Annotated in this window: 23 protein-coding genes, 10 tRNA genes and 1 pseudogene; 9 read left to right on the top strand and 25 right to left on the bottom strand. The window is 33.4% G+C overall.

Annotated features, from left to right (window positions below):
• The first annotated feature begins 6 nt into the window (after positions 1–6).
• A pseudogene (locus tag AOY20_RS07965) lies at positions 7–1292 on the top strand (MFS transporter).
• A 67-nt stretch (positions 1293–1359) separates the two neighbouring features.
• Here the strand turns inward: AOY20_RS07965 and def are convergent.
• The 7 genes from def to AOY20_RS07930 all read right to left on the bottom strand — a co-directional run bounded on the left by def (position 1360) and on the right by AOY20_RS07930 (position 5520).
• Positions 1360–1800 carry a peptide deformylase gene (gene def, locus AOY20_RS07960; protein ID WP_227510391.1) on the bottom strand — a complete coding sequence of 147 codons (441 nt, stop codon included), beginning with the start codon at positions 1798–1800 and terminating at the stop codon, positions 1360–1362.
• Positions 1801–1869: 69 nt separating this feature from the next.
• Entirely contained in the window at positions 1870–2139 is a 270-nt protein-coding gene (locus tag AOY20_RS07955) for a hypothetical protein (RefSeq protein WP_054581359.1), read from the bottom strand.
• A 40-nt stretch (positions 2140–2179) separates the two neighbouring features.
• A complete protein-coding gene (gene pnuC / locus AOY20_RS07950; RefSeq protein WP_054581358.1) occupies positions 2180–2743 on the bottom strand; it encodes a nicotinamide riboside transporter PnuC in 564 nt (187 codons plus the stop codon).
• A gap of 101 nt (positions 2744–2844) precedes the next feature.
• Positions 2845–3363, bottom strand: coding sequence for a hypothetical protein (locus AOY20_RS07945; protein ID WP_054581357.1), 519 nt, complete (start codon positions 3361–3363; stop codon positions 2845–2847).
• A 185-nt stretch (positions 3364–3548) separates the two neighbouring features.
• Positions 3549–3887 carry an FKBP-type peptidyl-prolyl cis-trans isomerase gene (locus AOY20_RS07940; RefSeq protein WP_054581356.1) on the bottom strand — a complete coding sequence of 113 codons (339 nt, stop codon included), beginning with the start codon at positions 3885–3887 and terminating at the stop codon, positions 3549–3551.
• A 28-nt stretch (positions 3888–3915) separates the two neighbouring features.
• Positions 3916–4446: a YaeQ family protein gene (locus AOY20_RS07935; RefSeq protein WP_054581355.1), complete on the bottom strand. Its 531-nt coding sequence runs from the start codon at positions 4444–4446 to the stop codon at positions 3916–3918.
• 72 nt (positions 4447–4518) lie between these two features.
• Positions 4519–5520: a CobW family GTP-binding protein gene (locus AOY20_RS07930; protein WP_054581354.1), complete on the bottom strand. Its 1002-nt coding sequence runs from the start codon at positions 5518–5520 to the stop codon at positions 4519–4521.
• A gap of 406 nt (positions 5521–5926) precedes the next feature.
• On the opposite strand from AOY20_RS07930, the gene AOY20_RS07925 reads away from it, so the two are divergent.
• From AOY20_RS07925 to AOY20_RS07915, 3 genes are all read left to right on the top strand, one after another.
• Positions 5927–6160, top strand: coding sequence for a hypothetical protein (locus AOY20_RS07925; protein WP_054581353.1), 234 nt, complete (start codon positions 5927–5929; stop codon positions 6158–6160).
• A gap of 503 nt (positions 6161–6663) precedes the next feature.
• Positions 6664–6924, top strand: coding sequence for a hypothetical protein (locus AOY20_RS07920; protein WP_054581352.1), 261 nt, complete (start codon positions 6664–6666; stop codon positions 6922–6924).
• 297 nt (positions 6925–7221) lie between these two features.
• Positions 7222–8829: a bifunctional 3-(3-hydroxy-phenyl)propionate/3-hydroxycinnamic acid hydroxylase gene (locus tag AOY20_RS07915; RefSeq protein WP_054581351.1), complete on the top strand. Its 1608-nt coding sequence runs from the start codon at positions 7222–7224 to the stop codon at positions 8827–8829.
• A gap of 73 nt (positions 8830–8902) precedes the next feature.
• Here the strand turns inward: AOY20_RS07915 and AOY20_RS07910 are convergent, their stop codons facing one another.
• Genes AOY20_RS07910 through AOY20_RS07900 form a run of 3 tightly spaced genes read right to left on the bottom strand, consistent with a single transcriptional unit; the run spans position 8903 to position 11589 of the window.
• Entirely contained in the window at positions 8903–9802 is a 900-nt protein-coding gene (locus AOY20_RS07910; protein WP_054581350.1) for a LysR substrate-binding domain-containing protein, read from the bottom strand.
• A gap of 17 nt (positions 9803–9819) precedes the next feature.
• The gene (locus AOY20_RS07905) at positions 9820–10998 is read right to left on the bottom strand and encodes an MFS transporter (protein ID WP_081403422.1); all 1179 of its coding nucleotides are present in this window, start codon (positions 10996–10998) and stop codon (positions 9820–9822) included.
• A 33-nt stretch (positions 10999–11031) separates the two neighbouring features.
• Entirely contained in the window at positions 11032–11589 is a 558-nt protein-coding gene (locus AOY20_RS07900) for a TetR/AcrR family transcriptional regulator (RefSeq protein WP_054581348.1), read from the bottom strand.
• 321 nt (positions 11590–11910) lie between these two features.
• Between AOY20_RS07900 and AOY20_RS07895 the strand changes: the two genes are divergently transcribed.
• On the top strand, positions 11911–12249 hold the full coding sequence (locus AOY20_RS07895) for a hypothetical protein (RefSeq protein ID WP_054581347.1): 339 nt from the start codon (positions 11911–11913) through the stop codon (positions 12247–12249).
• Positions 12250–12277: 28 nt separating this feature from the next.
• Here AOY20_RS07895 and AOY20_RS07890 read toward each other — a convergent pair whose 3' ends face one another.
• The 5 genes from AOY20_RS07890 to AOY20_RS07875 all read right to left on the bottom strand — a co-directional run bounded on the left by AOY20_RS07890 (position 12278) and on the right by AOY20_RS07875 (position 17646).
• The gene (locus AOY20_RS07890; protein WP_054581346.1) at positions 12278–12796 is read right to left on the bottom strand and encodes an acyl-CoA thioesterase; all 519 of its coding nucleotides are present in this window, start codon (positions 12794–12796) and stop codon (positions 12278–12280) included.
• 376 nt (positions 12797–13172) lie between these two features.
• Positions 13173–13346 carry a hypothetical protein gene (locus AOY20_RS14735; protein ID WP_158319992.1) on the bottom strand — a complete coding sequence of 58 codons (174 nt, stop codon included), beginning with the start codon at positions 13344–13346 and terminating at the stop codon, positions 13173–13175.
• A gap of 170 nt (positions 13347–13516) precedes the next feature.
• On the bottom strand, positions 13517–14515 hold the full coding sequence (locus tag AOY20_RS07885) for a patatin-like phospholipase family protein (protein WP_054581345.1): 999 nt from the start codon (positions 14513–14515) through the stop codon (positions 13517–13519).
• 273 nt (positions 14516–14788) lie between these two features.
• Entirely contained in the window at positions 14789–16027 is a 1239-nt protein-coding gene (gene gltS / locus AOY20_RS07880; protein ID WP_054581344.1) for a sodium/glutamate symporter, read from the bottom strand.
• Positions 16028–16368: 341 nt separating this feature from the next.
• On the bottom strand, positions 16369–17646 hold the full coding sequence (locus AOY20_RS07875) for a DcaP family trimeric outer membrane transporter (RefSeq protein WP_054581343.1): 1278 nt from the start codon (positions 17644–17646) through the stop codon (positions 16369–16371).
• 603 nt (positions 17647–18249) lie between these two features.
• On the opposite strand from AOY20_RS07875, the gene yccS reads away from it, so the two are divergent.
• The 4 genes from yccS (at position 18250) to AOY20_RS07855 (ending at position 24756) form a co-directional block, all read left to right on the top strand.
• Positions 18250–20424, top strand: a complete 2175-nt coding sequence (gene yccS / locus AOY20_RS07870; protein ID WP_054581342.1) for a YccS family putative transporter — start codon at positions 18250–18252, stop codon at positions 20422–20424.
• Between the two features lie 83 nt (positions 20425–20507).
• Positions 20508–21068: a YcxB family protein gene (locus tag AOY20_RS07865; RefSeq protein WP_054581341.1), complete on the top strand. Its 561-nt coding sequence runs from the start codon at positions 20508–20510 to the stop codon at positions 21066–21068.
• Between the two features lie 156 nt (positions 21069–21224).
• The gene (locus AOY20_RS07860) at positions 21225–23864 is read left to right on the top strand and encodes a PepSY domain-containing protein (protein ID WP_054581340.1); all 2640 of its coding nucleotides are present in this window, start codon (positions 21225–21227) and stop codon (positions 23862–23864) included.
• Positions 23865–23973: 109 nt separating this feature from the next.
• Entirely contained in the window at positions 23974–24756 is a 783-nt protein-coding gene (locus AOY20_RS07855; RefSeq protein ID WP_054581339.1) for a YdcF family protein, read from the top strand.
• A 133-nt stretch (positions 24757–24889) separates the two neighbouring features.
• Here AOY20_RS07855 and AOY20_RS07850 read toward each other — a convergent pair.
• The 10 genes from AOY20_RS07850 to AOY20_RS07805 form a co-directional block, all read right to left on the bottom strand.
• Positions 24890–24965 (bottom strand) — tRNA-Val (locus AOY20_RS07850).
• Between the two features lie 25 nt (positions 24966–24990).
• Positions 24991–25067, bottom strand: a tRNA-Asp gene (locus tag AOY20_RS07845).
• Between the two features lie 25 nt (positions 25068–25092).
• Positions 25093–25168, bottom strand: a tRNA-Val gene (locus tag AOY20_RS07840).
• Between the two features lie 25 nt (positions 25169–25193).
• A tRNA-Asp gene (locus AOY20_RS07835) sits at positions 25194–25270 on the bottom strand.
• Between the two features lie 25 nt (positions 25271–25295).
• Positions 25296–25371: transfer RNA gene (locus AOY20_RS07830), tRNA-Val, on the bottom strand.
• A gap of 30 nt (positions 25372–25401) precedes the next feature.
• Positions 25402–25478 (bottom strand) — tRNA-Asp (locus AOY20_RS07825).
• A gap of 14 nt (positions 25479–25492) precedes the next feature.
• Positions 25493–25568: transfer RNA gene (locus AOY20_RS07820), tRNA-Val, on the bottom strand.
• 21 nt (positions 25569–25589) lie between these two features.
• Positions 25590–25666: transfer RNA gene (locus tag AOY20_RS07815), tRNA-Asp, on the bottom strand.
• Positions 25667–25714: 48 nt separating this feature from the next.
• A tRNA-Asp gene (locus tag AOY20_RS07810) sits at positions 25715–25791 on the bottom strand.
• A 24-nt stretch (positions 25792–25815) separates the two neighbouring features.
• Positions 25816–25891, bottom strand: a tRNA-Val gene (locus AOY20_RS07805).
• Between the last annotated feature and the right edge of the window lie 164 nt (positions 25892–26055).

The raw sequence follows: 26055 nt of genomic DNA, 5'->3' as shown, positions 1-26055 counted from the left end.
CTAACAGTGAATCGGAATAACAATGCTACACTCACACGCGAAGATAAAAGAACATTAGGACTATCCTCTTTAGGGGAGCTTTAGAATTTTATGATTTTGTTATCTTTGTCTTTTATGCAAAGCTCATTTCTGAATTATTTTTCCCAAGTACTCTAAGCCCATTTTGGGCAATGTTAAATACTTATGGAATTTTTGCAGCAGGATATTTTTTCCGACCTTTAGGTGGCATTATCATGGCTCACTTTGGGGATTTAGTCGGACGAAAAAGGTTATTTACTCTATCCATTTTATTAATGGCATTACCCACTTTATGTATTGGTATCATGCCAACTTTTGAAAATATTGGCTATGCTGCACCTTTACTCTTATTATTTATGCGTATTTTACAAGGTATTGCAATTGGTGGAGAAATTCCTGCTGCATGGACATTTGTTTCTGAACATGTTCAAGAGCAACGTGTTGGCTTTGCTAATGGACTACTCACTGCTGGCTTATCTTTAGGAATTTTACTTGGTTCATTGATGTCTCTATTTATTTCTTTGAAGTTTACATCACAAGAAATTCAAGATTGGGCATGGCGTATTCCTTTCATTTTAGGTGGTATTTTTGGGTTTATTACACTTTATTTAAGAAGCTATTTAAAAGAAACTCCTGTTTTTAAAGCAATGCAAAAACGTAAAGAACTTGCTAAAGAATTACCCGTTAAACAAGTATTAGCAGAACATAAAGTAGCAACTATTCTTGGCATGGTTTTTACTTGGTTTCTTACTGGATGCATCCTTGTCTTAATATTATCTATGCCAACACTTTTAACAACAACATTTGGCTTTGAACGAGCTGAAGCATTTAAAATGCAAAGTTCTGCGATTGTGATGCAAATGATTGGCTGTATTAGTGTGGGACTTTTGGCTGATAAATTTGGTGGCGGAAAAATCATGGCTATTGGCGTCACTTTAGTTGCACTCATCTCTTCTATTTTCTTCTATAGTCTTGGTCAACAATCAAATCAAACCATATTTTTCCTATATATGGCAGTGGGATTATTCTCAGGTACAGTTGGTATCGTGTCTTATATGATGGTGAAAATGTTCCCTGCACAAATCCGATTTACTGGCATTTCATTTTCTTATAATGTTGCTTATGCCATTGCAGGTGGATTAACTTTTCCATTTGTACAGTGGCTAAGCTTATTTAGTCCAATTGGCGCAATTTATTATATTTGGCTGATTTGCTTAGTTACACTGATTACCGCATTTATTTTTAAATCTAAATTTGAACAAATAAGACAATAATATAAAAAAGAAAAAGCCACATTTATTGTGGCTTTTTTAACTTTTAATTTGTTCAGTCATGCTTCATTCATAATCTTTCAACAAATAAAATACCATTTAGATGATCAATTTCATGTTGCACAATACGTGCAGGAAATCCAGCCAACATTAATTCTATTTGCTGACCTTCTAAATCAAAATATCGAATGAAAATTTCATTTGTTCTAGGAACTTGACCTCGTTCATTTGGTACGCTTAAGCACCCTTCTTCCCCTAAATTATTTTGCTCAGACCTTGCCAAAATTTGAGGATTAACCATCACAATTGGTGTCATTTCAGGCGCATCTGGATAACGTAAATTTGCCTTTGATGCAACAATAATCACTCGTTTTGATACATACACTTGAGGCGCTGCAATACCCACACCATTTCGTGCCAACATCGTGGACTGCATTGCTTCTGCTAAACCGTATAACCATGCCGAACCAAATTCATTTGATGAAACATCGGAGGCTTTTAATTTCAGTATTTATTCACCTTTTTGCGCAACCGCTAAAATTGTTCCCATCATCATTCCTTTTGATTTTATTTGAGACCGTCATCTCATTCCATATTCTACTCGCACCAAATGATTTTTCTGAATTTTAATAAAATAATATTTATATTCAATCAAGGCATAAAAGTCTTCTGCTCCATTATCTAAACCAGTGGCAATCCATGTTGTTCCTTGAGGAAATTCCTCCAACCAAGCTGCTTTATAAAAATCGGATACCGAATCAAAATTCAAATATTGCTCAGGAAATTGTTTTATTTTTTTAGCAATATCTTCAAATTTTTTAAGTTGATACGCAGTAAAATTGATAATCATATAGGTGTAGCTTCATCCATAATATATAACTAGCATCCTACTATTTTTGTTGTGTATAAATCTTCTGCCATTGCATCCATCCCATCGCTGCAAGTATTACAAATACAGCGTAAAGCCCTGCTGTCAGATATAACGATTTATAAATAAACATAGCAATATAGATGATGTCAACAACAACCCAAAGGCGCCAAGTATTTAAATACTTTTGGCTACTCCAATAAGTTGCCAACAAACTAAAAGCAGCTAATTGAGCATCCAACCAAGGAACTGATGCTTCAGTAAAATTTGCTAATACTGCACCAAAACCAATACCAACAATACATCCGCCTATTAACTGCTGTATGGTTTTGATCAATGAAAGATTTGAAATACCTAAAATATGGTGTTCTACCGCACCTTTTTTCCACTGTATATAACCATATACAGCCATCACCATAAAAAAGACTTGTAGAATTGTTTCGCCATATAACTTAAATTGGAAAAATAAAATCGCATATAACACACATGCAATAAAATTAAAAAACCAGCACCAAATATGACGTTTAATGGTCAGTACAACAGCAATAACGCTAATAATGACCGAAATAATCTCTAATATACTCATGAAGGGCAGTAAAATATAAAAAGCTGATTATGGAAACTTTTTAATAAATCACAACTCAGATTTGTAATAAAATCGAAAGGCTTTGTTTCTATCCAATATCATTACAATTCAAAATAAGATGATTGATGTCTTCCTGAACTAAATCTCATTTTATTTTGTTCATGTAAGTGACTGTCTTTATTTTCATTTCCATCACGATCAACATGAGTAATAAACACACCATAGCGACTCACAAAATATTCTAAAGATTGATTTTGTAATGCCCAATAAATCGACCAATCTTCTAAATCATGATTTTGAATCACTGCTCTTGTTGCTAATGGCATTTTTTTTAATACATTTGCTTGAATTTTACAGGCTTGAATTTTTTCAATCAGGTATATTTTTTCAGACATAAATAAAGTTGCAACATCATCAAACAGACGCTGTTCATCTAGATCAATATCATAAGCTAAGATCTCTTGTTCTTCATGCTGTGCGAAAGAAACAGCCACATTTTTTTTATGATTTCTTTTTACTCGATCTCTAAAAAATTGATGACTTATTTTATATTTTTGATAAATTTTATAACAAACATATATCGCGATAATTAAAATAACAACCAATAAAACTTTAACCATAAGCCCTCACATATGAGTATTCACGGCCGATTTCATCAGTATAGCTTAAATTAAAATTTGTTCAAAATTAAAACAATACAGTTTGTTTTATAGGGACTTATTTCACTATTTTTCATTAAAAAAGAGCTTCATCTAAACATTTAGAAGAAGCTCTTTAAACACTTGATTAATCTTATTTACAATGATTAATCTCTTGTTTTTACATCAAATAATTCAATTTCAAAAATTAAATTTGAATTGGCAGGAATAATATTCCCCATCTTACGGCTACCATAAGCCAAATGTGCAGGAACAATCAGTTTACGCTTACCGCCAACTTTCATTCCCATAATACCTTGATCCCAACCTTTAATTACTCGGCCAGTACCAATTACACATTCAAAATAATTACCACGATCAATTGAAGAGTCGAACTTCGTACCATCTTCTAACCAACCTGTATAATGTGTCGTAATTAAAGCACCTTTTACTGCTTCTTTACCTTCACCTATTTTTAAGTCGATAATTTCTAATTCAGTAGTCATAATAAAAACTCTTCACTATCTTTCAAAATTACTGTAATTGAGTCCACTCAATTGTTGCTTGTGCTTGATCGCCAATGAGTGTCCACTCACCATCCATCACATTCAATTGCAACTGCATTGTACGCTCACACAATGCCTGAATTGCATTTGTTGTCGCTTCAGATAATTGCCAAACTTCAACATTTTTCAATGTTTTTAACTTGCTGCTGCGTTTATACCATTCATTTACAGATGAACCATAAGTAATCACGGCTACTTGCTTACAACGTGCAGCCGCTTTTTTCACTTTATCTTCATCTGGACAACCTACTTCAATCCATTTTACCAATTGACCAGTTAAATCTTTTTCCCAAAGCGCAGGTTCATCAGTTTCAAATAAATCTTTCGTGAATTCTAATGCTTCATCGGCATATTTTGCATAAGCTAAAACACGCACCATTAAGCGTTCAATCGTTTCTGATGGATGTAATGCCATTGTAAATTGATAATCACCATATTGATGACTATCCATATTGGCTATATTCAAATCTGCCTTATAAATTGTCGCTTTTAACGCCATAAAATGTTCCTCAAACTTGGCGCCTAGCATACCTGATTTTATCGCTATTTTTTCTAAATTCTAATCACACTTTTAAGACTTAGATATTTGATAAGACAAAAGCTGTGCTTCAAATTCACTCCAATCTCGTTCACCGCGATAAATAATTTCAACCCGATTATCAATACTTTCATCTGTGGTCTGATAATTAAATTGCTCTGGATTAAAATTAAATGCTTTCCATCCCTGATCTGTATAGAAAATTGCTTTAATTCTTAACCAATCTTGCTGCTCACATAATAAATCTAAAACATCATAAAAATGAAACTGAAGTCGTTTTGAAAATTTCCACCCTGCCACACTATAACCTTGTGCTGTTTCAATATAGTGATAAGGCAATTGCTTTATTTCAGGAACAATTTGATCTGAAGCGAATGTTTTTTGAATACTCAATAATGGTTGAATTTTGCGTTGAGTACCTTTAAAAGAAAAATCAATATCCTGTAATTGAATATTCCCTTGAGAAGCCATAAGCCATTCTTGAGCATAGGCTTGATATTCTACTTTTAGTAACTCAAGTGAATTAATATCTTGCTCATTCATTAAATCTTGATGAGATACCACAATAATTTGTGCTGCTTTTAATTGATCTTGATACAAATTTTGCTGTACCCATTCACTCTCATGCAAACGAGAACCATCAACCACTGTTACTGGACTTCTAACATCTAAACGAGTCTGCCAATGTGGCTCAGTCAACTGTTCAATAATTTGTGCAGGATGTCCTAACCCAGTAGGCTCTATAAAGATACGATGTGGTTTTGTATCACTCAATAAACGAGATAATGTCACTTGCATACTGAGTTGACTACTACAACATAAACAACCACCAAGCAATTCTCGAATGGCATAACCATCTTCATTTACCAATAGAAGCTGATCTACGCCTATTTGACCAAACTCATTCATGACTACTGCCCAAACTTCATTTTCAGGCTTTTGAGTTAATAAAGATTTAAGAAGGGTTGTTTTCCCTGCTCCAAGAAACCCTGAAATAATATGAGTGGGAATACGTTGTATTGGCGATATTTTCACAACAACTTTTCATCTTTACTTAAATCTTATTTCTATGCTATCAATATTTTTATGATATTCAATCTAATTTGAAATAAAATAACGAGAAGAATTAATTCTAAAATTAGCTATTTTGACCGTGTTTTAAAATATTTAGAGTATATATTTGATACTATACTTTTAATTTAGAATAAAAATTAAACGATACAAAGAAAATATAATATATATTTTGATACAAATAATGATGAATATTACATCAAATATCACAAAATTATTACATTAAAAACAATTATGTAAGCTCTATGTAACTAAATCGTTTTACTTTGTGATTTTAATTGCATATTAAACTAAAAATTATCTAGGATGAGTCCGTTCATGTTTAAGTGATGATAAATATGAACTTTTATTATTAATGAAGGATGCTACTATGAAATTTGCACAAATTTTACTTGCTTCAACAATCGCAACTGCCGCTGCTACAACATTTGCAAACACTGAAAAAACAACTGCTCAAGTTCCTGTGCTTTCTGAAGAAGAAGTAATTATTTCTGCGACACCAGAAACTGTTGTGACAATTAATGAAGAATCTACTGCAAGCTCAGCAGCAACTGAAATGCCTGCTTCTGAAGCAACTGTAGAAACTACACCACATACAAAATAATTATTTTATATATCAATATTCATTTAAATAAAGGCTGAATTGCATCAGCAATTCAGCTTAATCTTCTCATTTTAAAACTATAGAATATGAATAGAATTTGATTTTTTAAATCATGCCAATAATAAATAACAGGAAAATTAAATATAATTTCCAAATTTTTATTATCTATTTATATTTGCAATATATGAAATATTTAATTACATTTTATTTTATATAAAACCTCATAATATATATCCGAATTAATTCAAATGTTATTTCTTTGTATATCAAAATTTCTTTCAAACCAGATATTCTCATTTTTTATATTATCTTTTCTTTAAAATATTATATTTTGCCTAACAAAAATTGACATTATTCTGCTTTTTGTATTTTGAAAGTAATCAAAACTGTTTCTCTTTGTGAACCATATTGCCCTATATATTTTCGCTACGTACGATAAATATCTTCATGCTGATGTGATGAACAGTATGAAATTAACTTTATAAATATTAGGATGCACAATAATGAAATTATCTCAAATTTTAACAACAGCTTTACTTACGGTTTCTGCGAATACATTATTTGCAGCAGAAGAAACTCCAAAAGTTTTACCATCAGTCACAACAGAAGTAAAAACTACAACAACTACTGAAAAGCCAGCAATAAAACCTCAAACTGAAACCACACATAAATCTCATACAACAAAAGAAGGGACTACAGAGACTGTTCTTTTGAAACCAGATGCAATTAAATATAAATATGAGGAAGAGACCAAGAAAAAATAATTAATCTATAAATTTATTGATAAATCTCCCCCCCTTAAGTCCAAAGCCTAAAACTGAATTACCAAGGTAATTCAGTTTTCTTTCGAAGCAATTATTCATCATAGAAATTAATGATCATTGCATTACTAATAGAAATAGCACAAAAAAACATATAACAATATATTTCAATACCTTATATTATTAAAATCACTTTTAAAAGTTATTATTAGTATTACTTTAAACTATAGACTAGCTTGTCTAAATATCAATTCTCAACGTTAATACGATTAAACGTGAATTGATAAATGGACATTCGCTATGACTAATACCACAAATTTCACAACTGAAGTTGCTATTTTAGGTGCCGGACCAGTTGGCTTAACAATTGCGAATTATTTAAGTAAACAAGGAATTCAAGTCACTATTATTGAACAGCTTGATACACTCATTGATTATCCTAGAGCTATCGGTATTGATGATGAATCATTAAGAACTATTCAATCATTAGGGTTAATTGAAAAAGTTCTGCCGCATACAACACCTAACCATGCGATGCGTTTTTTAACGCCAAAAGGTCGTTGTTTTGCAGATATTCAACCAATGACTCGTGAATTTGGTTTCCCACGTCGTAATGCATTTATTCAACCTCAAGTAGATAACGTTTTACTTGAAGGATTAAAACAATATAAAAATACTCAAGTATTATTTTCTCGCCAGTTGACAGAATTTAACCAAGATTCAAATGGCGTAACATTGCATATCGAAACAAAAGATAAAAACAAAGAAACTATTCGTGCGCAATATTTAATTGCTTGTGATGGCGGCAACTCAATTGTACGTCGTACATTGAATATTGGCTTTGATGGTAAGACTGCACCGAACCAATGGATTGTAGTGGATATTGAAAATGATCCTTTGGCAACACCTCATATTTACTTATGTTGTGATCCTGTTCGCCCTTATGTTTCAGCAGCACTTCCTCACGGTATACGTCGTTTCGAATTCATGGTGATGCCTGGCGAAACTCAAGAAGAACTAAGCAAACCAGAAAATATTGCAAAATTGCTTTCAAAAGTTTTACCTACAACTGATGGAATTGAAGTCATTCGTGAGCGTGTGTATACACATAATGCACGTATTGCAGACAAATTCCGTGTAGACCGTATTTTACTTGCTGGTGATGCTGCACACATCATGCCTGTATGGCAAGGTCAAGGTTATAACAGTGGTATGCGAGATGCATTCAACTTAGCATGGAAAGTTGCTTTAGTTGTTCAAAGTAAAGCGTCTCCTGCATTGTTAGATACATATCAAATTGAACGTAAAGATCATGCAAAAGCCATGATTGACTTATCTGTTATGGCAGGTCATGTACTTGCACCACCTAAAAAATGGCAAGGTTTTGTTCGTGACAGCATTGCCTATGTTTTGAACTACATAAAACCAATCAAACAGTACCTTCTTGAAATGCGCTTTAAGCCAATGCCTAAATATCATGATGGTGCATTAGTTTTAACTAGCGACAAAGAATCACCTGTTGGTAAAATGTTTATTCAACCAGAAGTAAAATTAGAATCTGGTGAAACAGTATTACTCGATGAAGTGATTGGTAATGACTTTGCAATTATTGCTTGGGGTGTAGATCCTAAATGGGGTTTAAGCCAAGAAAATATCGCAAAATGGAAAAATTTAGGTGTTAAATTTATCAATGTAATCCCTGCTGTTCAGCTCAACAATGAGAACCGCATTCAACATGAACATGTGATTACAATTGGTGATATAGGCACAGACATTCGTAGCTGGTTCGGTAAAACCTCAGAATCTGTTGTTATTCTTCGTCCAGACCGCTTTGTTGCTGCCCTTGCTATTCCACAAACATTGGATACGGTAAGCAATCAATTATTTGCTAAATTACATGCAAATTAAACTTTAATAGTTTACTAATAAGGAAGCCACGATTTATCGTGGCTTCCTTATTTTTTACTAAATAAAATATGTATTAAGAGTTAAAGAATCCCATATAAAACTGTTCTTTTAAGACCTTTAAAATAAGATCAATAGCTTCAGTTTTTTGGTCTTTACGATAGCTTGCATATAAGCCAATCATTGGCAAAGGTTCCACTGTATTTTTTGCCACGATTTTATCGCCTAAAAGTGGAATAACATAAGCAGGAACAATACTCCATCCCACCCCCATACCCACTAAATTCACATTCAATAAAATATTTGTCGAATATTGAACAATATTGAGGTTCAGCTTATATTGCTTAAAATAATCTTGAATTAACTTATTTAATTGAGGAGAAGCTAATTCATCACTAATCACAAATTTTTGTTGGTTAAACATTTTAATACTAATATGAGGCAAATCAGCTTCTAAAGAATCTTTAGGTACAATCAAAGTTAATGGCTCATCAAAAACTTGTATTGTTTCAATATCTTTAGACTGATCAACATAACGAGTAAAAGCAATATCAACCTCGCCTTTTTTCAATGCTTTGAACTGCTCTGAATCTGTCAAACTATGAAAACTAATCTTTATTTCTGGAAACTGAGCACGAATTTTAGGCATGATATAAGGAAATACTTTCATTTCAGCAACTGGTACAAAACCAATATTCAAATGACTACGATTTGACTGTGCGACTAATCTTGCATCACTCACTGCTTTATCTGCATATTCCAAAGACAATCTTGCTTGTTTTAAGAAAGCATGTCCTTCTGGAGTTAATTCAACTTTACGATTTGAACGAATTAATAACTGAACACCGACTTCTGTTTCTAAATCTTTAATTTGTTGACTTAATGAAGGTTGTACCGTAAACATACGTTGAGCAGCTTTTGTAAAATTTAGCTCTTCAGCAACAGCAATAAAGTAGCGTAAATGTCGTAATTCCATGCTTTTTTCTCAACCACTTAGTTTTTAACCAATGCTGGAGCAACCATCACTTTATAAAATAATAAGGTGAATAAAACAATTAAGGCACAAATCATATAAGTCATTTGAAAGCCCATCCATGCTATAAATAGCCCCATAATAATAGAACCAACAGCAAGACCTAAATCAAACAAAGTAAAAAAGGTCGAAATAGAATGTCCCATTCTTTCTTTTGAAACAGACTGAATCGCTATTGTTTGTAAGCACGGAAATAATGAACCATATCCAATGCCAATAAATATTGCAGATCCCCACATTACCCACTGATTACTTAAGAAACTCACAATGACAAGACCAATTGCGAAAAAAATAAATGATGGATAAATAACAGAGCTAGGACCTTTTCGATCATACATACGCCCAACCAAAGGACGCACAAGAATCATAGAAACTGCAAAAACAATGAAGAAAATACCTGTGTATGCAAGCAAGTGCTTAACTTCACTATAAGCCGTAATAAAACTCATTACACTTGAATATGCAAAAGCTGTCAGTAAAGCTACAAAACCAACAGGAATTGCTTTAGTTTCAATAATATCGTGTAAATTTATTTTTTTACTTTGTACTTGTTCAACATTTTTAGGACTGTCTTTAACATTAATACATAAACAAAAAATTAATCCAATTGCCATTAATCCAGACAATACAACAAATAGTGTACTAAAACTTGCAAACTGAATAACAGTTAAAGCCAATAATGGACCAAATACCACCCCTAAATTAGTAGACATCACATAATAGCCCATTCCCTCACCCTTACGATGCTCAGGAATAAAGTCATTTGCTATTGGAACGGCAACTGTTGTTAAAACACTAAACCATATGCCATGTAAAAACCGAATGAGTAATAAAGACCACATGCTATCAATCCATAGATAGCTTAAAGCAAAAAGTACAAAGAAAAATTCAGAACCTCTAAAACTTAATCTTTTTCCAATTTTTTGGATAATTAAGCCAGAAAATGGTCTTATCGCAATTGATGAAATTAAGAATAGCGTGAGTGCCCAGCCAGCTTGTTCGACAGTTCCACCTAAATCTTTCATGATATAAATAGGTAAAACTGCAAGCAATGCAAAATAATAAGTGAATAAAAACAAATTATTAAAAACACATAAAATAAATGTTCTATTCCACAAACGATTTGATTCTACAGTGATTATTGACATAATTTTGGCATCTTAAATAGGTTTTCATTCAGAAAAGCGCACAGAAGCTAAGACCATTTGAACAAGGTCATGGATATAACGCTCACTTGGAGTTTGATTAAAAAATATAATGTGATAATGAATTGGGGCATAAAGCGTATCGAGCATTAACTCAAAGGGATATTCCGCCTTAATTTCTTTTCGTTGGATCGCTATTTGAATTAATTTTCTAGTTTGTTCTCGTCGTGGCAATAAATATTGCTGAAAAAACAAACCAGCTGCTTCACGACGTTCTGCCATAGCAACGAGTAATGCCCGTCCTACCCCTTGACGCAGAACATCATTTAATTTTAATAATTGCTGAATTAAGTTTTGCTCTAAACTTTCTTCGAAATCCAAATTAAAAACAGAAGTTGTCTGCTGTTTAAACGCTTCAAAAACTAAATCAGATTTATGCCCCCACCAACGATAAATTGTAGATTTCCCTACCCCTGCTTTTGAAGCGACTTCTTCAATCGTTAATTTACGATATTCTGTTGTTTCTAAAATTTCTATAACCGTTTTAAGTATCACTTCCTGTCGTCTAGAACATTTATCTTCCATTTCCCCACCAACAAACAAAACGATACGTATCGTTTCATTTTAAAGTAAATATCAAAAGTTTTTTATTTAATTATCTTAGACATAGGTCTTATATTCAGATCTACACATAATTTAAAAAAATAAGTACATATCAATAAAAATACAAAAATCCACTTTTTCTTTTATAAAATTTATCTATGATCTTTAAATCATTTAACTCAAAAATATATAGTTTTTTATTTTTCTTAGATTGGCTTTTAAAATGTTCAAATTACCTATCAATAATTAACAAAATAATGAGTTTATTTTCTAAATACTATGACAAATAAAAGAGATTCTATCATGTTAAAGAAATTTAGTTTCATACTTTTCATTGCAACGTTTCTTGTCGCTTGTAGTAAACCTATCCCACAAGATAAATTAAACTTTATTGGCACTTGGCAGTCTGAAGATTTCAATACAACTTTAATTATTTCACAAGATGGTCGTCTAGACTATAAGAATAAAGAACCCAATCGTTCTACATCACTTGATGCACCTATTAGTGAATTTTCGGGAGCAAACTTTAGTGCAGGTATTGGTCCATTTACTACCGAATTTGTTGTATCACAAGCCCCTACACAAAATTCAGATGGTACATGGAGCATGATTGTTGATAACAAAGTGCTCCACCGCCAATAAAAAAAAGACCTCATATGAGGTCTTTTCTTTATGTAGATGACTTTTTATAGATGCTACAAGATGGATGATGATTTTCTTGTAAACGTGCAACTTTACGCTGTTCAGCAGCCTCAAATCGACAACGTTTCCAATCATTATCTAAATTAAGTGGTGGAATTTGTTTTGGTTTCCCGTTTTCATCCACAGCAACCATAGTGAAATAGCAACTATTTGTATGACGAACTGTTCTTTTTTGAATATTTTGTGCTTCAACACGAATACCTATTTCCATTGAAGTACGACCAACATGGTTTACACTCGCAAGAAATGTCACTAATTCACCAACATGAATAGGTTCTTTAAATGTTACTTTATCGACAGAAAGAGTAACGACATAACTACCTGAGTAACGACTGGCACAAGCATATGCAGCTTGGTCTAATAACTTCAGAATTGTACCACCGTGGACATTACCTGAAAAATTCGCCATATCTGGTGTCATTAATACAGACATGTTTAATTCAGACTGATCTTCCATAATTGGTAAAATTTGATCTAATGGGGACATTATGTTCTCTAGACTCTTTTAAAGACGATAAGATATAAGGTTAAAATTATATCTTTTTTTTTAAGATATAGCTGTTTAAAATCAAAAAAAATACATCATTATTTTTTATAATTATTCCACTATCATTTTATTAAATGCATATTATTCTATAAAATTGCTTTTAATTTGAGTTTTTGAAAAAAAGAGTACTTTAAATAACATTTGAAATTAAATATTAAAAAAATTCACTTTATTTTGCATCACTTGTCCAGTTCAAAGGACTATATTTTTATTATAAAATAAATTATTAAAAAAAGAATTACATAATAATGCTAAAACCATTAGTAAGTTACTTATAAAGGTCTTAGCATTAATTCTTTTATAATTAATCAATCAATTAATCTAAAATTCTTAACATTTCTTTAGAAATATTTCCATATCTTAAAATTTGATCATCACTAATTTTGGCTTCTATTTCATAACTACCATCAGTATTTTCTGCAACAATTTTAAAAGTAATATTTTCAATTGTTGCCAAAACAACATGATCACCTAATTCAATTTTTTTCATACTCTACCCAATTTATTATGTGTCCCGACAAAGTGAGTTTTCTTTATCATTTTTAAGTATAATTAAAATTGAACAATCGATAAATACAAGCCAATGAGTTTACTCAGAGTTTATAACTATTGGCTTATATGGAAATCCAACTCAATTTATTATTTTAATATTCACGTGAATTAATAATAGGCGTAATGATTTTCATCTAAAGTTTTCTTAAAATGCTGTTTTTTAACCTCAAACACTTCAAAAATTGAAGATAATTGTTTAGTCGCAGCATCCACACCTTCTTGAATCGTTTTTTCTCTACCCTTTACATCAAAAATATGATTCTTTTCTCTTAAGTCAGGACGAATAATAATATCTGCATCCTTTAATTCTGAAAGCGCAATATTTTGTTGCATGATATTAATATTTTGATTAAATAACCCCCACACATTAGAGGTCTCTGTATATACAGGCTGAGCTAAGATATCTACTGCTATTACAATATCTGCACCCAAATCACGTGCAATTTCAACAGGGACAGGACTAACCAATCCACCATCTACAAATTCTTCTTCACCTATTTTAGCTGGTATAAACATACTAGGTATTGAAATAGATGCTCGTACAGCTTGCCCTGTATTCCCATAATTAAATATTGCCTTTCTGCCTTCTTTTAATTCTGTTGCAACAACATACATAGGAATTTTTAATTCTTGAAGCTGCTTATACTCAACCTGCTTATTGATATAACTTTCTACTTTTTCACCAACAAAAAAACCTTTTAATCTTATCGTTAAATCACGTACATCATTGGGTTGTAAATTTAATGCAATATCTTTCAACTCTTCTGCTGATTTCCCACTTGCATAAATAGAACCAACTATACTACCTGCACTCGTTCCTACAATAAAATCAGGCTTTATGCCATTCTTTTCTAAAACATCAATCACGCCAATATGTGCATATCCTCTAGCACCACCACTACCCAAAACTAAAGCAACAATCGGTCTTTGATGTTTAAATTTTAATTTTCTAAAATCAATCTGATTTAATTTTTCTTCTGGTAGAGCTAAGTGTATATTCTGTACCTGAGATAATGATGCATTTTCAATAGGTAGTAAACTTTGGCACCCAGCTACCCCAAAGGAAATACATAAAGAAGATAAAATTAAATATTTAAAACTTCTCATAATTTCTCTACACCAAAACCTATAAATTTACACTACATTTTAATGAAAAAAGTTTAGTTAAAATTAACTTTACCTTAACGATTCATATAAAAATTATCAAATAAAGATCATCTACTCTACTTAAATATTACTGTGTTTAATATTTAATGGATACCTAATTTTTTTTAAAATACATTATTCAAACAGAAATATTACATAATTTTAAACACTTAAATCAGATCATAAAAAAGCCCAATAGGCATATTGGGCTTTTTTATTTTTCAAAAGATGAATCTAGGCAAAGAATTTAAGAATAACTTGAATTACAGTCGCATTAATTAAATCTACGAAGAATGCTCCACATAAAGGTACAATCAAGAATGCTTTATGCGAAGGACCATACATGTTTGTAATTGCTTGCATGTTAGCTACTGCTGTTGGTGTTGCACCCATACCGAAACCACAATGACCAGCAGTTAATACAGCTGCATCATAATCTTTGCCCATTACTCGGAAAGTCACAAATGCTGCATACAATGCCATTGTAATAGTTTGAGCACCCAAAATAACAACCAACGGACCTGCCAAATCTGCTAATTGCCATAGTTTTAAAGATAACAGTGCCATAGCTAGATATAAAGAGAGCGAAGCATTACCAAATACATCAATCGCACGATCAAAAATTTGGATTTTAAATACACCTTCTAAAACATTACGAATAATAACACCACCAGCCAATGCCCAAACAAATGTTGGAAGCTCCAACATTGAGCCTTTCATTTGGACAGTCATGACGTCTGCAAATGCTAAACAAATTGCAAATAAGCCTAACGTTGTAATTGCATTATCCGCTGTAATTAAACGCACACGATGTGGATATTCGAATGGTACATATTCAGTCGAGCTAATATCTTCAGGTGTATTATCTTGTTTTTCTATTTGATCATTCGTTCTTGGTGTTGATAATGAATAGCGATTAATCAATAATTTTGCTAATGGACCACCTATAATACCACCAATGATTAAACCAAATGTTGCACTTGCCATACCTAAAGCAACTGCCCCTTGAATACCATAATTAACCTCAAATATTTCCCCCCAAGCACCAGCAGTACCGTGACCACCAGTCAACGTAATCGAACCAGCAATTAAACCTATAAGAGGATCAAGCCCCAACACAGTCGCAAGACTCATACCAACAAAGTTTTGCACCATAATGAATGCAGAAACAGCTATTAAGAAAATAACTAAAGCTATTCCACCTTCTTTTAATTTTGCAAAATTTGCACTTAAACCAATTGATGCAAAGAAAATAAGCATGAAACTTGTTTGCAATTCACTACTCGTTGTAATGCTATATCCCCAAAACTGATGCACCACGAGTGACAAAATTGCTGCTACTAAACCACCCGCAACTGGCTCAGGAATATTATATCGCTTTAAAAAATCAATTTTATTGACCAAAAAGCGTCCTAATAATAAAACAATAACCGCCGCGATTAATGTGTAATAGGCGTTAAAAGTAAATTCCATAGAATTTGTCCTTATAGAGACTAAAAGCTAATTTTTGTATTACAAGAACACTCTGTATCCAATCTTGTAGTGTAATTTATGAAGATTCACGAGATATATATTTTTTACAAAAAACACAAACAAAATCACAAAAAAACATTTGTATTTACTTATTAAAAGCCAATTAATATGATTAAAATTATATTGTTAGAATATTCTTTTTAATTCTTATTTAACATTACACAATATAAAAACTCCATAACCCATATCAAAACAAACATCACATATATAAAAACAAACATCACATATATAAAAAAGCAGAGTTTACACTCTGCTTTTTAGTTTATGAACTCAACTAAATATTAGAAGCTGTATTTAGCCATTAAACCAATACGGTCATCATCATATTTTTTACCGGCAAAGTTTTTACGTTCACCATTAACATATTCAATACCAAATTCAAGTGGTTTAACTGGAGAATAAACTACATTAACCCAAGCTTGTTGCACTTTTTTATTCGCTAAATCATTATTACGATTTAACTCTGCATATTTACTGTCATCATCAGCAAATAATGCACCATAACCGATGGTTGATTTTAAATTAGGTAAAATGCTATAAGTTAAGCCTGTTTGTACTGCCCAAATTTCATTTTGCTCAATACTATCTCCATCTACAACATATGCATTTGAAGCATTTGTACCATATAAATATTTATTATCACCTTTTACATAAGATACATCAGCAGTTAATTTTAACGGATCGATAACCTGATAAGTTACACCACCCGCTAAGCCCCAACCTGCTTTACTCTTATCAATTGTATCTGATTTATAATATTCAACTAAAGCACGTGCAGATGCATTACCTTTACCTTCAGCAAACTCTTGTACCAATTTTGCTGTTACAACAGGCACACGATATTTTGTACCATATTCACCTGAGCTATCACCTTCTTCAGCAGCAAAGAAAAGTTTAGTGGTAGGTGCAAGATTTACACCATAACGAACTTGAGGAATACGAGCTGTACCACCACCTACGTTTGTACCAAAGTCAATCATAAATGGTGCATGGTTAGATAAGAAGTTTGATGTTGTTTGGCCTACCAACCAATTATTATAAGTTAAATAGGCATGACGTAAACGTACAGTATCATTAGAACCTGCAAAGTCCATTTCAACTTTACCACCTACATCAGCACCTTCAACCTTAGTTTTAAAATCTAAGCCTAAACGTGTTGTTTTTGCAGTAGCACGTAATTTATCTTTAACAGTATTTGCATCAGTTGTACGTGCAACATTATTGAAGTCATCATCTGCACCATCAATAATGTAGTTTGCATCACCACGAACGAAACCGTAAACTTTAACTTCAGCACCACCTTTTGAAGTAAGCGCAGTAGGAATAGAAGATGATGTCGCAGCAGGTTTAGCTTTTACTTGCTCAATTTGCACTGCTTGAGTTTTTTGTACTTGCTGTTGTTGTAATACAAGCGCTTTAAGCGCTTCAATTTCTTTACGTAACTCTTGAATTTGTTGCTGTTCAGATGTTGCTGCACTTGCAGTCACACTAAACATTAATGCTGAAATGGTAACCGCCAAGCTTTTTGCTAAAAATTTCCCAGTAAGAAATTGACTCATTAAATTCTCCAATTTTTAAAATGCATCCGTGTATTTAGTCCCTTAAGCTAGCTCTTATTCCAAGTTCAAAGTAACTTACAGCTACACATTGCTTTAAAACACAGATTGTTATCACACATGTGATATTCACATATACTCGATATTATTTTGTAATAAAATATCTGAATACCTGCTTAATCTATCAAGTTCCTTTCAATATGAAAATCATTTTTCTTGAATTATTTATAATAAAATATCAATTTTACTTATCTTTATTTTTATATCATTATTTTTTATAAAAATAATAAAATAACATTCAAGTGTATATTTTTTGTTCTTTGTATCAAAAAGGTTAATTAATATCAAAAAAACTTTAAACTTTTCTTTCTAATACACAAAGCCATCATGCAACAATTCTCTATATATTAAAAGATTTAGTGCTCACTCTACATCATACATTTTATTCAATTATGTATATAATCCTTTTTAGATCAAAAGTAGTCAAACACAAAAAATTGCTTGAAAATCTAAATAATGTAACGATCGCTTAAAGACAAGAATTTGATGTCATAGTATGATTCGCACAGATAACTTAATTACAGCTATAACAATTAAGGATTGATTTTGAAATCTTGGCTTAAACGTCTACAGCAAGTTACATATAACACGACATTTATGTACAACTGTCGAATGATTATTGCATTTGCTGGTACAGCTTTTGTTCCTTATTTTCTTGGCAATCAACTTGCAACGATTCCTTTAACATTAGGTGTTGTTGCAGCAGGAATTAGTGATATTGATGATCGTTTTTCTGTCCGAATTTTAAATCAACTTTATACTTATATTGGTTTTTTTATTACAGCAACATCCATACAACTTTTATTCCCTCATCCTATTTTATTTGCATGTGGGCTCATTATTTCTTGTATTGGTTTAATCTTATTAGGTTCTTTAGGTCGACGATATACTACAATTTCATATGGATGCTTAGTCGTCTCTGTTTATTCCATGTTAGGTGTAAACTTATTTGAAGAATGGTATATCCAACCATCATTACTTGTCATTGGCGCTGCTTGGTATGGCTTAATTTCTACGATTAGTTTCTTACTTTTTCCTGTCAGAGAGGTTCAAGATCGTCTGTCATTATGCTATTCATCTTTAGGTAATTTTCTATTTTCTAAGTCAAATTTTTTTGATGTTGATATGACACAAAAAAGCTATCAACAAAGTATGATCGATTTATCTTTAGAAAATGGAAAACTTATTACCATTTTTAATAATATGAAAACAGCATTGCTCACTCGCTTAAAAGGTGATCGTGGGCAAAAAGATACACGACGTAGCTTACAATATTATTTTGTTGCTCAAGATATACATGAACGAGCAGACTCCGCACATATTGACTATCCTAAACTTGCTAAAATTTTTGAACATAGTGACATCTTATTTCGCTTTCAGCGGATATTGTCATTGCAAGGAAAGGCCTGTAAAGATTTAGCAGATAGCATTTTAAAACGTGAAACCTATAAACATAACACACGCTTTAAACATGCTTTTCAGAATTTAAAAACATCAATTGAAAAACTTCGCTCTGAAAATAAATACGATATTGTTTGGGTCAATGCACTTGCAGCGCTATATCAAAACTTAAAATCAATTGATGCTCAATTACGTAACCTAGAAACAGAGCGAAATATCAAGTTTGATAAAGCCAAGCACATGGAAAATCAATTAAAGGATGATGACTTAAAAGGTTGGGATGATATTGTCATTCGTATTAAGCAAAATTTAACACCAGAATCTGTATTATTTCGTCACGCAATTCGCTTATCTTTAGTTTTACTTGTAGCTTATATTTTCGTCCAGTTAACAGACATTCAATATGGTTACTGGATTTTACTCACCGCATTATTTGTGATTCAACCTAACTTTAATGCGACAAAGCGACGCCTGAGATTACGTGTAGTAGGAACCCTGATCGGTATTATTATTGGTTATGCCATTCTATTTTTTATTCCATCTATTGAAGGGCAATTACTCTTACTTATTATCAGTGGCGTACTATTTTTTGATTTACGCAGTAAGCAATATGCTCAAGCCACTGCCTTTATTACTATCTTAGCACTTATAAATTTTAATTTAGATGGATTAGGGTTTGAGGCCGCCATTCCTCGAATGATTGATACGCTCATCGGTTGTGGGCTTGCATGGTTAGGTGTAACGTATATTTTTCCAGATTGGAAATTCAGACGTTTACCAAGAACCATTTCACGCTCACTCAATGCTCAATGCAATTATTTAGCAGAAGTTATTCAACAGTATAAAACGGGACGCAATAATGGCTTAAATTATCGCATTGTACGTCGTGCTGCTCACAATACAGATGCAGACGTGGCTTCTCTTATTTCAACACTTGCTACAGAGCCAGACTTTGAGCCATCTCAAAAAGCACAAGCCTTTGAGTTTTTATGCTTAAATCATACATTACTCAGTTATATTGCTGCATTAGGTGCTCATAGAGAAAAAATTGAAGATGCTGAAATATTAATTGTGTTAGATAAAGCTTTTGATGATATTCAAGGCGCCTTATTAAGAGATGAGGTTCCTGATCTTAGCTCTCAAAATATGCTACACACCATTCGTCAGAGATTAAGTTTAAATAGTGATGACGATCAAAAGTCTCTTATTATTTTACAACAAATCTCATTAATGCTTAGCATGTTAAATCAAATTAGCCACCTAAAGCAGAGCTTAAGCCATGAGCAAGATCGAAACTCAACTGAACTTGCCTCATTATAAATAGGATGAATTTACGACAATGTACTCCTGTAATGGTTTAAATAATGCTACACTTTTTCTAGTTTCAATTTGTTATTTTCATTATGACCGCTAAAAACGTTTACGCTTACACTTTACAGCCTATAAATTATGAAATTTCTGAGGCTGAACAACGCCATGCTCAACTTGTCATTTGGCGCAGTACCAATAAAATTGGCACTAAGGCTTGGTTAATTATGGGTGCTGTCATAGCACTTTCAATTTTAGGTATTATCTTATTAAAAGGTTATTCAACTGCATTTTGTTGGGTTGCCATTTCATGTGTTGTCCTTTACTACCTTATCCGTAAATTCGGTCTTGAATGGTATGTAAAACGTAAAATGAATGAATATCCTGTTCAAGAAATTAAAGGTATTCGCCTAGGTGTGCAACCTCATGGTCTTGTTATGCGTCAACAAATGGGACAACAAGAAGGTGTGGGTGCAATTTCTTGGAAAGACATTTATGAATGGTATGACACACCTGAATTCATGTTAGTTAACTTCAAAGTAAAAGGTCAGCAAGGTGCTTATATCCTACCGAAGCGTTTAGATACTAAAAATTTCTCATTTAAAACGATTCGTACACATTTAAATGAAACCGTAGGTTCGGCTAAATTAGTCTAATTTAGAGTTTTAAAAAACCTCCTTCTAATAGGAGGTTTTTTTATACTATTAATAACGCCTAAATCGTAATAAGAATTAATATTATTTATAATCTACATATTATTTCTAAAATATTCTTTTATAATAGCGCCAGCATAATCCAACTAGTCTATAACCATGGTCAAAAAAATATTTTTCCAACTACATTGGTTTCTTGGCATTTCAGCAGGTTTAATACTTGCTTTAATGGGAGTTACTGGTGCAATTTACTCTTATGAACAACAAATCCTCAAATGGATGAATCAAGACAGCTATGTTGTTCACATCGAAAATAAACCAAAACTCACACCTGCTCAAATTTTTCAGCATTTTCAAGAAAATACACCTGAATATAAAATCAATAGCATTACAATTGCACATGATGCCAGCGCCTCATCTTCAGTCAATATTGTAAAAGAAGGTGCTCGTCGTGGTAAAAATATCATGATTAACCCATATTCAGCAGAAATTTTGCCTGAAATAAAGGGCCAAGAATTTTTCCAATTCATTCAACAATTACACCGTAACTTAACGATTGGACCAGTTGGTAAGCAGATTACAGGCGCTTGTGCATTAATTCTAATTTTCTTTGTATTAAGTGGTCTATATTTACGCTGGCCTAAAAAACATACAATCAAACAATGGCTGGCTATTAAACCTCAATTAAAAGGTCGCAATTTCCTTTGGGACTTACATGCCGTTGTAGGAACTTGGGTTATTATTTTCTATCTGATTCTTGCATGTACAGGTCTCTATTGGTCATATGATTGGTGGCGTAGTGGAATGTTCAAAGTACTTGGAGTAGAACGTCCTCAAGCACAAATGCAAATAACTGGATCGATACCTAAAGGTGGGCAAAATGAGCATAAGCCTGAACACCAAGGAAATACTGAACGTACTCAAAAAGTAAATTCTGAACACTCAGCACCTGAAAATCACGATAAGAAACGAGAAAATAAAGAACTATCTGTAGAAACCATTCATATTGCTCTAAATCAATCTTGGTCTAATTTTAATGAAAAAATTGGCCGTGATTACTCATCACTCACATTCAATATCCCTAAAAAGAATAATAATGAAATTGAGTTAAGTTTTGTTGATGCCACGCCTCAGCATGAACGTGCACGAAATAAAGCAATTTATAATTATCAAACCTCTGAAGTCACTACTTTAGAATTATATGAAGATAAAAAACTGAATGAAAAAATTATGAGCAGTATGTTACCTGTTCATAGAGGAAGTTTTTTTGGTCCTGTCTATCAGTTCTTTGCAATGCTTGCTTCTTTAGCTATGCCTCTATTTTTTGTCACAGGATGGATGCTTTATTTAAAACGTCGTAAGCAAAAAAAACTTACTTTAGCTGCCAAGAACTCAGTATCTAATATAAGCATTGACCCAAATGCAAAACCTTGGTTAATTGCTTATGCGACACAAACAGGTGTTTCTGAACAACTCGCATGGAATACAGCAACTAGCCTTCAAGAAGCTCATCAACCTACGACTGTTAAACCAGTACAAGATTTAACTTTAGATGATATTCAACAAGCTGAGCAAATTTTATTCATTGCAAGTACCTATGGTACTGGTGAAGCACCAGACTTAGCCAATGTTTTTGCTAAGAAAATACTCAGTACACAAGTTGATTTATCTCATCTTGAATATGCAGTTTTGGCATTAGGTTCTCAAGAATATCCTGAGAGTTACTGTAGTTTTGGTCATCAAATTGATCAATGGTTACAAGCAAATCATGCAAAATCTTTGTTCAACTTAATTGAGGTAGATAATGCAAATCCTAAAGATATTCAAGCTTGGAATGATGCCTTAGCAAAAGCAACACACTTAGATTTACAAGCTAAAAAGCTAGATAAAACTTTTGATACATGGATATTATCAAAACGTACCCTGCTTAACCCAAATAGTTTAGGCGCACCTGCCTTTAATATTGAGCTAACCACTCCACTCGATATTGTATGGGAAGCTGGTGATATTGCAGAAATTCAGCCAGGTAATAGCGCTGAACGCATTAAAAACTTCTTAAAACAGTATCAAATTGCTGAAAATACATTTGTTGAACATTTAGGTGTAAACATTCAAACAGCGCTTTGGGATAAAAACCTCAGCACAGAAATTGAACCATTCGCCAATATGGAACATCTATTTGAGCAACTTTCCGACTTGCCATCTCGTGAATACTCAATTGCAAGTATTCCTAGCCAACAAGTTCTTCGTTTAGTTGTGCGTCAGCAATCTGATGCCAATGGTGAACTTGGTTTAGGATCAGGTTGGCTCACGCAATATGCCCCACTAAATGCACACATTGCATTACGTATTCGTAAAAATGAATCATTCCATTTAATCAATGATAATCGTCCAATTATCTGTATTGGTAACGGTACAGGCATAGCAGGTCTACTCAGTTTATTACAAACCCGTGTTCGCCATAATTATGAACAAAACTGGCTCATTTTTGGTGAGCGTCAACAAGCACATGATTTCTTCTTTCAAGAAACCATTGAAGTTTGGCAACGTATGGGAATGTTAAAGAAACTTGATCTTGCTTTCTCTCGAGACCAAGCTGAGAAAATTTATGTTCATCATAAATTGACTCACAATGCAGATGAACTCAAAGCATGGATTGCAAATGGTGCTGTGATTTATGTTTGCGGTAGCATCCAAGGGATGGCTAGCGATGTAGATCAAGCCTTAAATGATATTCTAGGTACATCGACAGTAGACCAATTACGTCAAGAAGGTCGTTATAAACGCGATGTCTACTAAATAGTGTGTAAAATAACTAAACCGAGCCATCGTGCTCGGTTTTTTATATAATTCATTTCATAGCCACTAAATTTACAATCAAAAATACATAAATATTTTGAGATATATAATGCATCATAAACTAAAGCGCATACTCAGTTTTATATTTGGCTTAATCTTAACTATAGATGGTATTTGGCTGACGTTACTTAAAAAAATGCATTTAGGTACTATTTTACCTTTAATTATTGGACTAATTTTACTTTGCTATGCATTCTTTTTTAATACGATTTATCAATGGTTCCAACAAACAAATTATAAAATACGAGTTTATAAATTCTTATGGACTGGATTTTTTCTTTGGCTATTTTCTGTTGCTACCTTTTTTGTATTTATCCAGCATTCAATTAATAGCAATGACTCCAACAAACCAAGTAAAGCAATATTAGTACTAGGAAGTGGCATAGAAAATGGAAAACCATCGCCTACTTTAAAAAATCGTTTAGATACTGCTGCACAATATGCAAAAGATCATCCTCAAGCAATCATCATCATGACAGGAGGTTTAGGTTTTAAAGCACAGCGTACTGAAGCAGAAGTCATGGCACAATACGTTAAAGAACAATATCCAGAATTACATAATCTTATAAAACTTGAAGATAAAAGCACAAGTACAGAGCTTAATCTCGCCAATTCACACCCTATCCTTCAAGCATCAAATATACAATTAACTGATCCAATCACAATTATCACCAGTGACTTTCATAGTATGCGTGCCAAAGCAATTGCAGAACATCAAGGTTATCAAAATATTATTAACCTCAGTGCACCCACTCCTCTCTATTTACGCTACAACTCATGGTTACGTGAATATTTTGCTTACTTATCAGGTTTTATATTAAGCGAATATTAAGATTTGAGATTTGAGATTTGAGATTTGAGATTTGAGATTTGAGATTTGAGATAAGTAGATCATTTTTAATTATATTTTTATCTTTCAAAAACAAAAAATCACTCATATAGAGTGCATTTTATTTTAAAAAATTTGGTGGGCGCTGACGGGATCGAACCGCCGACATTCTGCTTGTAAGGCAGACGCTCTACCAACTGAGCTAAGCGCCCTTATAGGGTCAAACTTTCGAGTAAATGGCGCAGCGGACGGGACTCGAACCCGCGACCCTCGGCGTGACAGGCCGATATTCTAACCAACTGAACTACCGCTGCATGCTTACTGCTATATCCGAAGATATGGTGGGCGCTGACGGGATCGAACCGCCGACATTCTGCTTGTAAGGCAGACGCTCTACCAACTGAGCTAAGCGCCCTTATAGGGTCAAACTTTCGAGTAAATGGCGCAGCGGACGGGACTCGAACCCGCGACCCTCGGCGTGACAGGCCGATATTCTAACCAACTGAACTACCGCTGCATGCTTACTGCTATATCCGAAGATATGGTGGGCGCTGACGGGATCGAACCGCCGACATTCTGCTTGTAAGGCAGACGCTCTACCAACTGAGCTAAGCGCCCTTATAGGGTCAAACTTTTTTGATTTTTAAATGGCGCAGCGGACGGGACTCGAACCCGCGACCCTCGGCGTGACAGGCCGATATTCTAACCAACTGAACTACCGCTGCATCGTAAAAAAATCTGGTGGGCGCTGACGGGATCGAACCGCCGACATTCTGCTTGTAAGGCAGACGCTCTACCAACTGAGCTAAGCGCCCTCAAAAGCTCTATTATGTAAATGGCGCAGCGGACGGGACTCGAACCCGCGACCCTCGGCGTGACAGGCCGATATTCTAACCAACTGAACTACCGCTGCAATTACACAATTTCACGATTGTGGCACAAACAATGTTAAGAATTTAAGTGGCGCAGCGGACGGGACTCGAACCCGCGACCCTCGGCGTGACAGGCCGATATTCTAACCAACTGAACTACCGCTGCACTATAAATCTTAACGTAAAGGCTTGGTGGGCGCTGACGGGATCGAACCGCCGACATTCTGCTTGTAAGGCAGACGCTCTACCAACTGAGCTAAGCGCCCTCAACGTCTTCATCGTTTGTGAGGTGCATTATAGAGAATCCTGTGAACCTGTCAAACGCTTTTCTACTTGTTTTTAACTTTTCCTTATCGAATGATTAAAAAATAGGTTATTTGCTATAAAAATATGCAAATTTCACATGTTAGTGACCAATATATTTTATATT

It is taken from the genome of Acinetobacter equi, from assembly GCF_001307195.1.
Lineage (GTDB): Bacteria > Pseudomonadota > Gammaproteobacteria > Pseudomonadales > Moraxellaceae > Acinetobacter > Acinetobacter equi.
The sequence above is the reverse complement of the archived record's forward strand: the minus strand, read 5'-3'. Positions and strand labels throughout refer to the sequence as shown.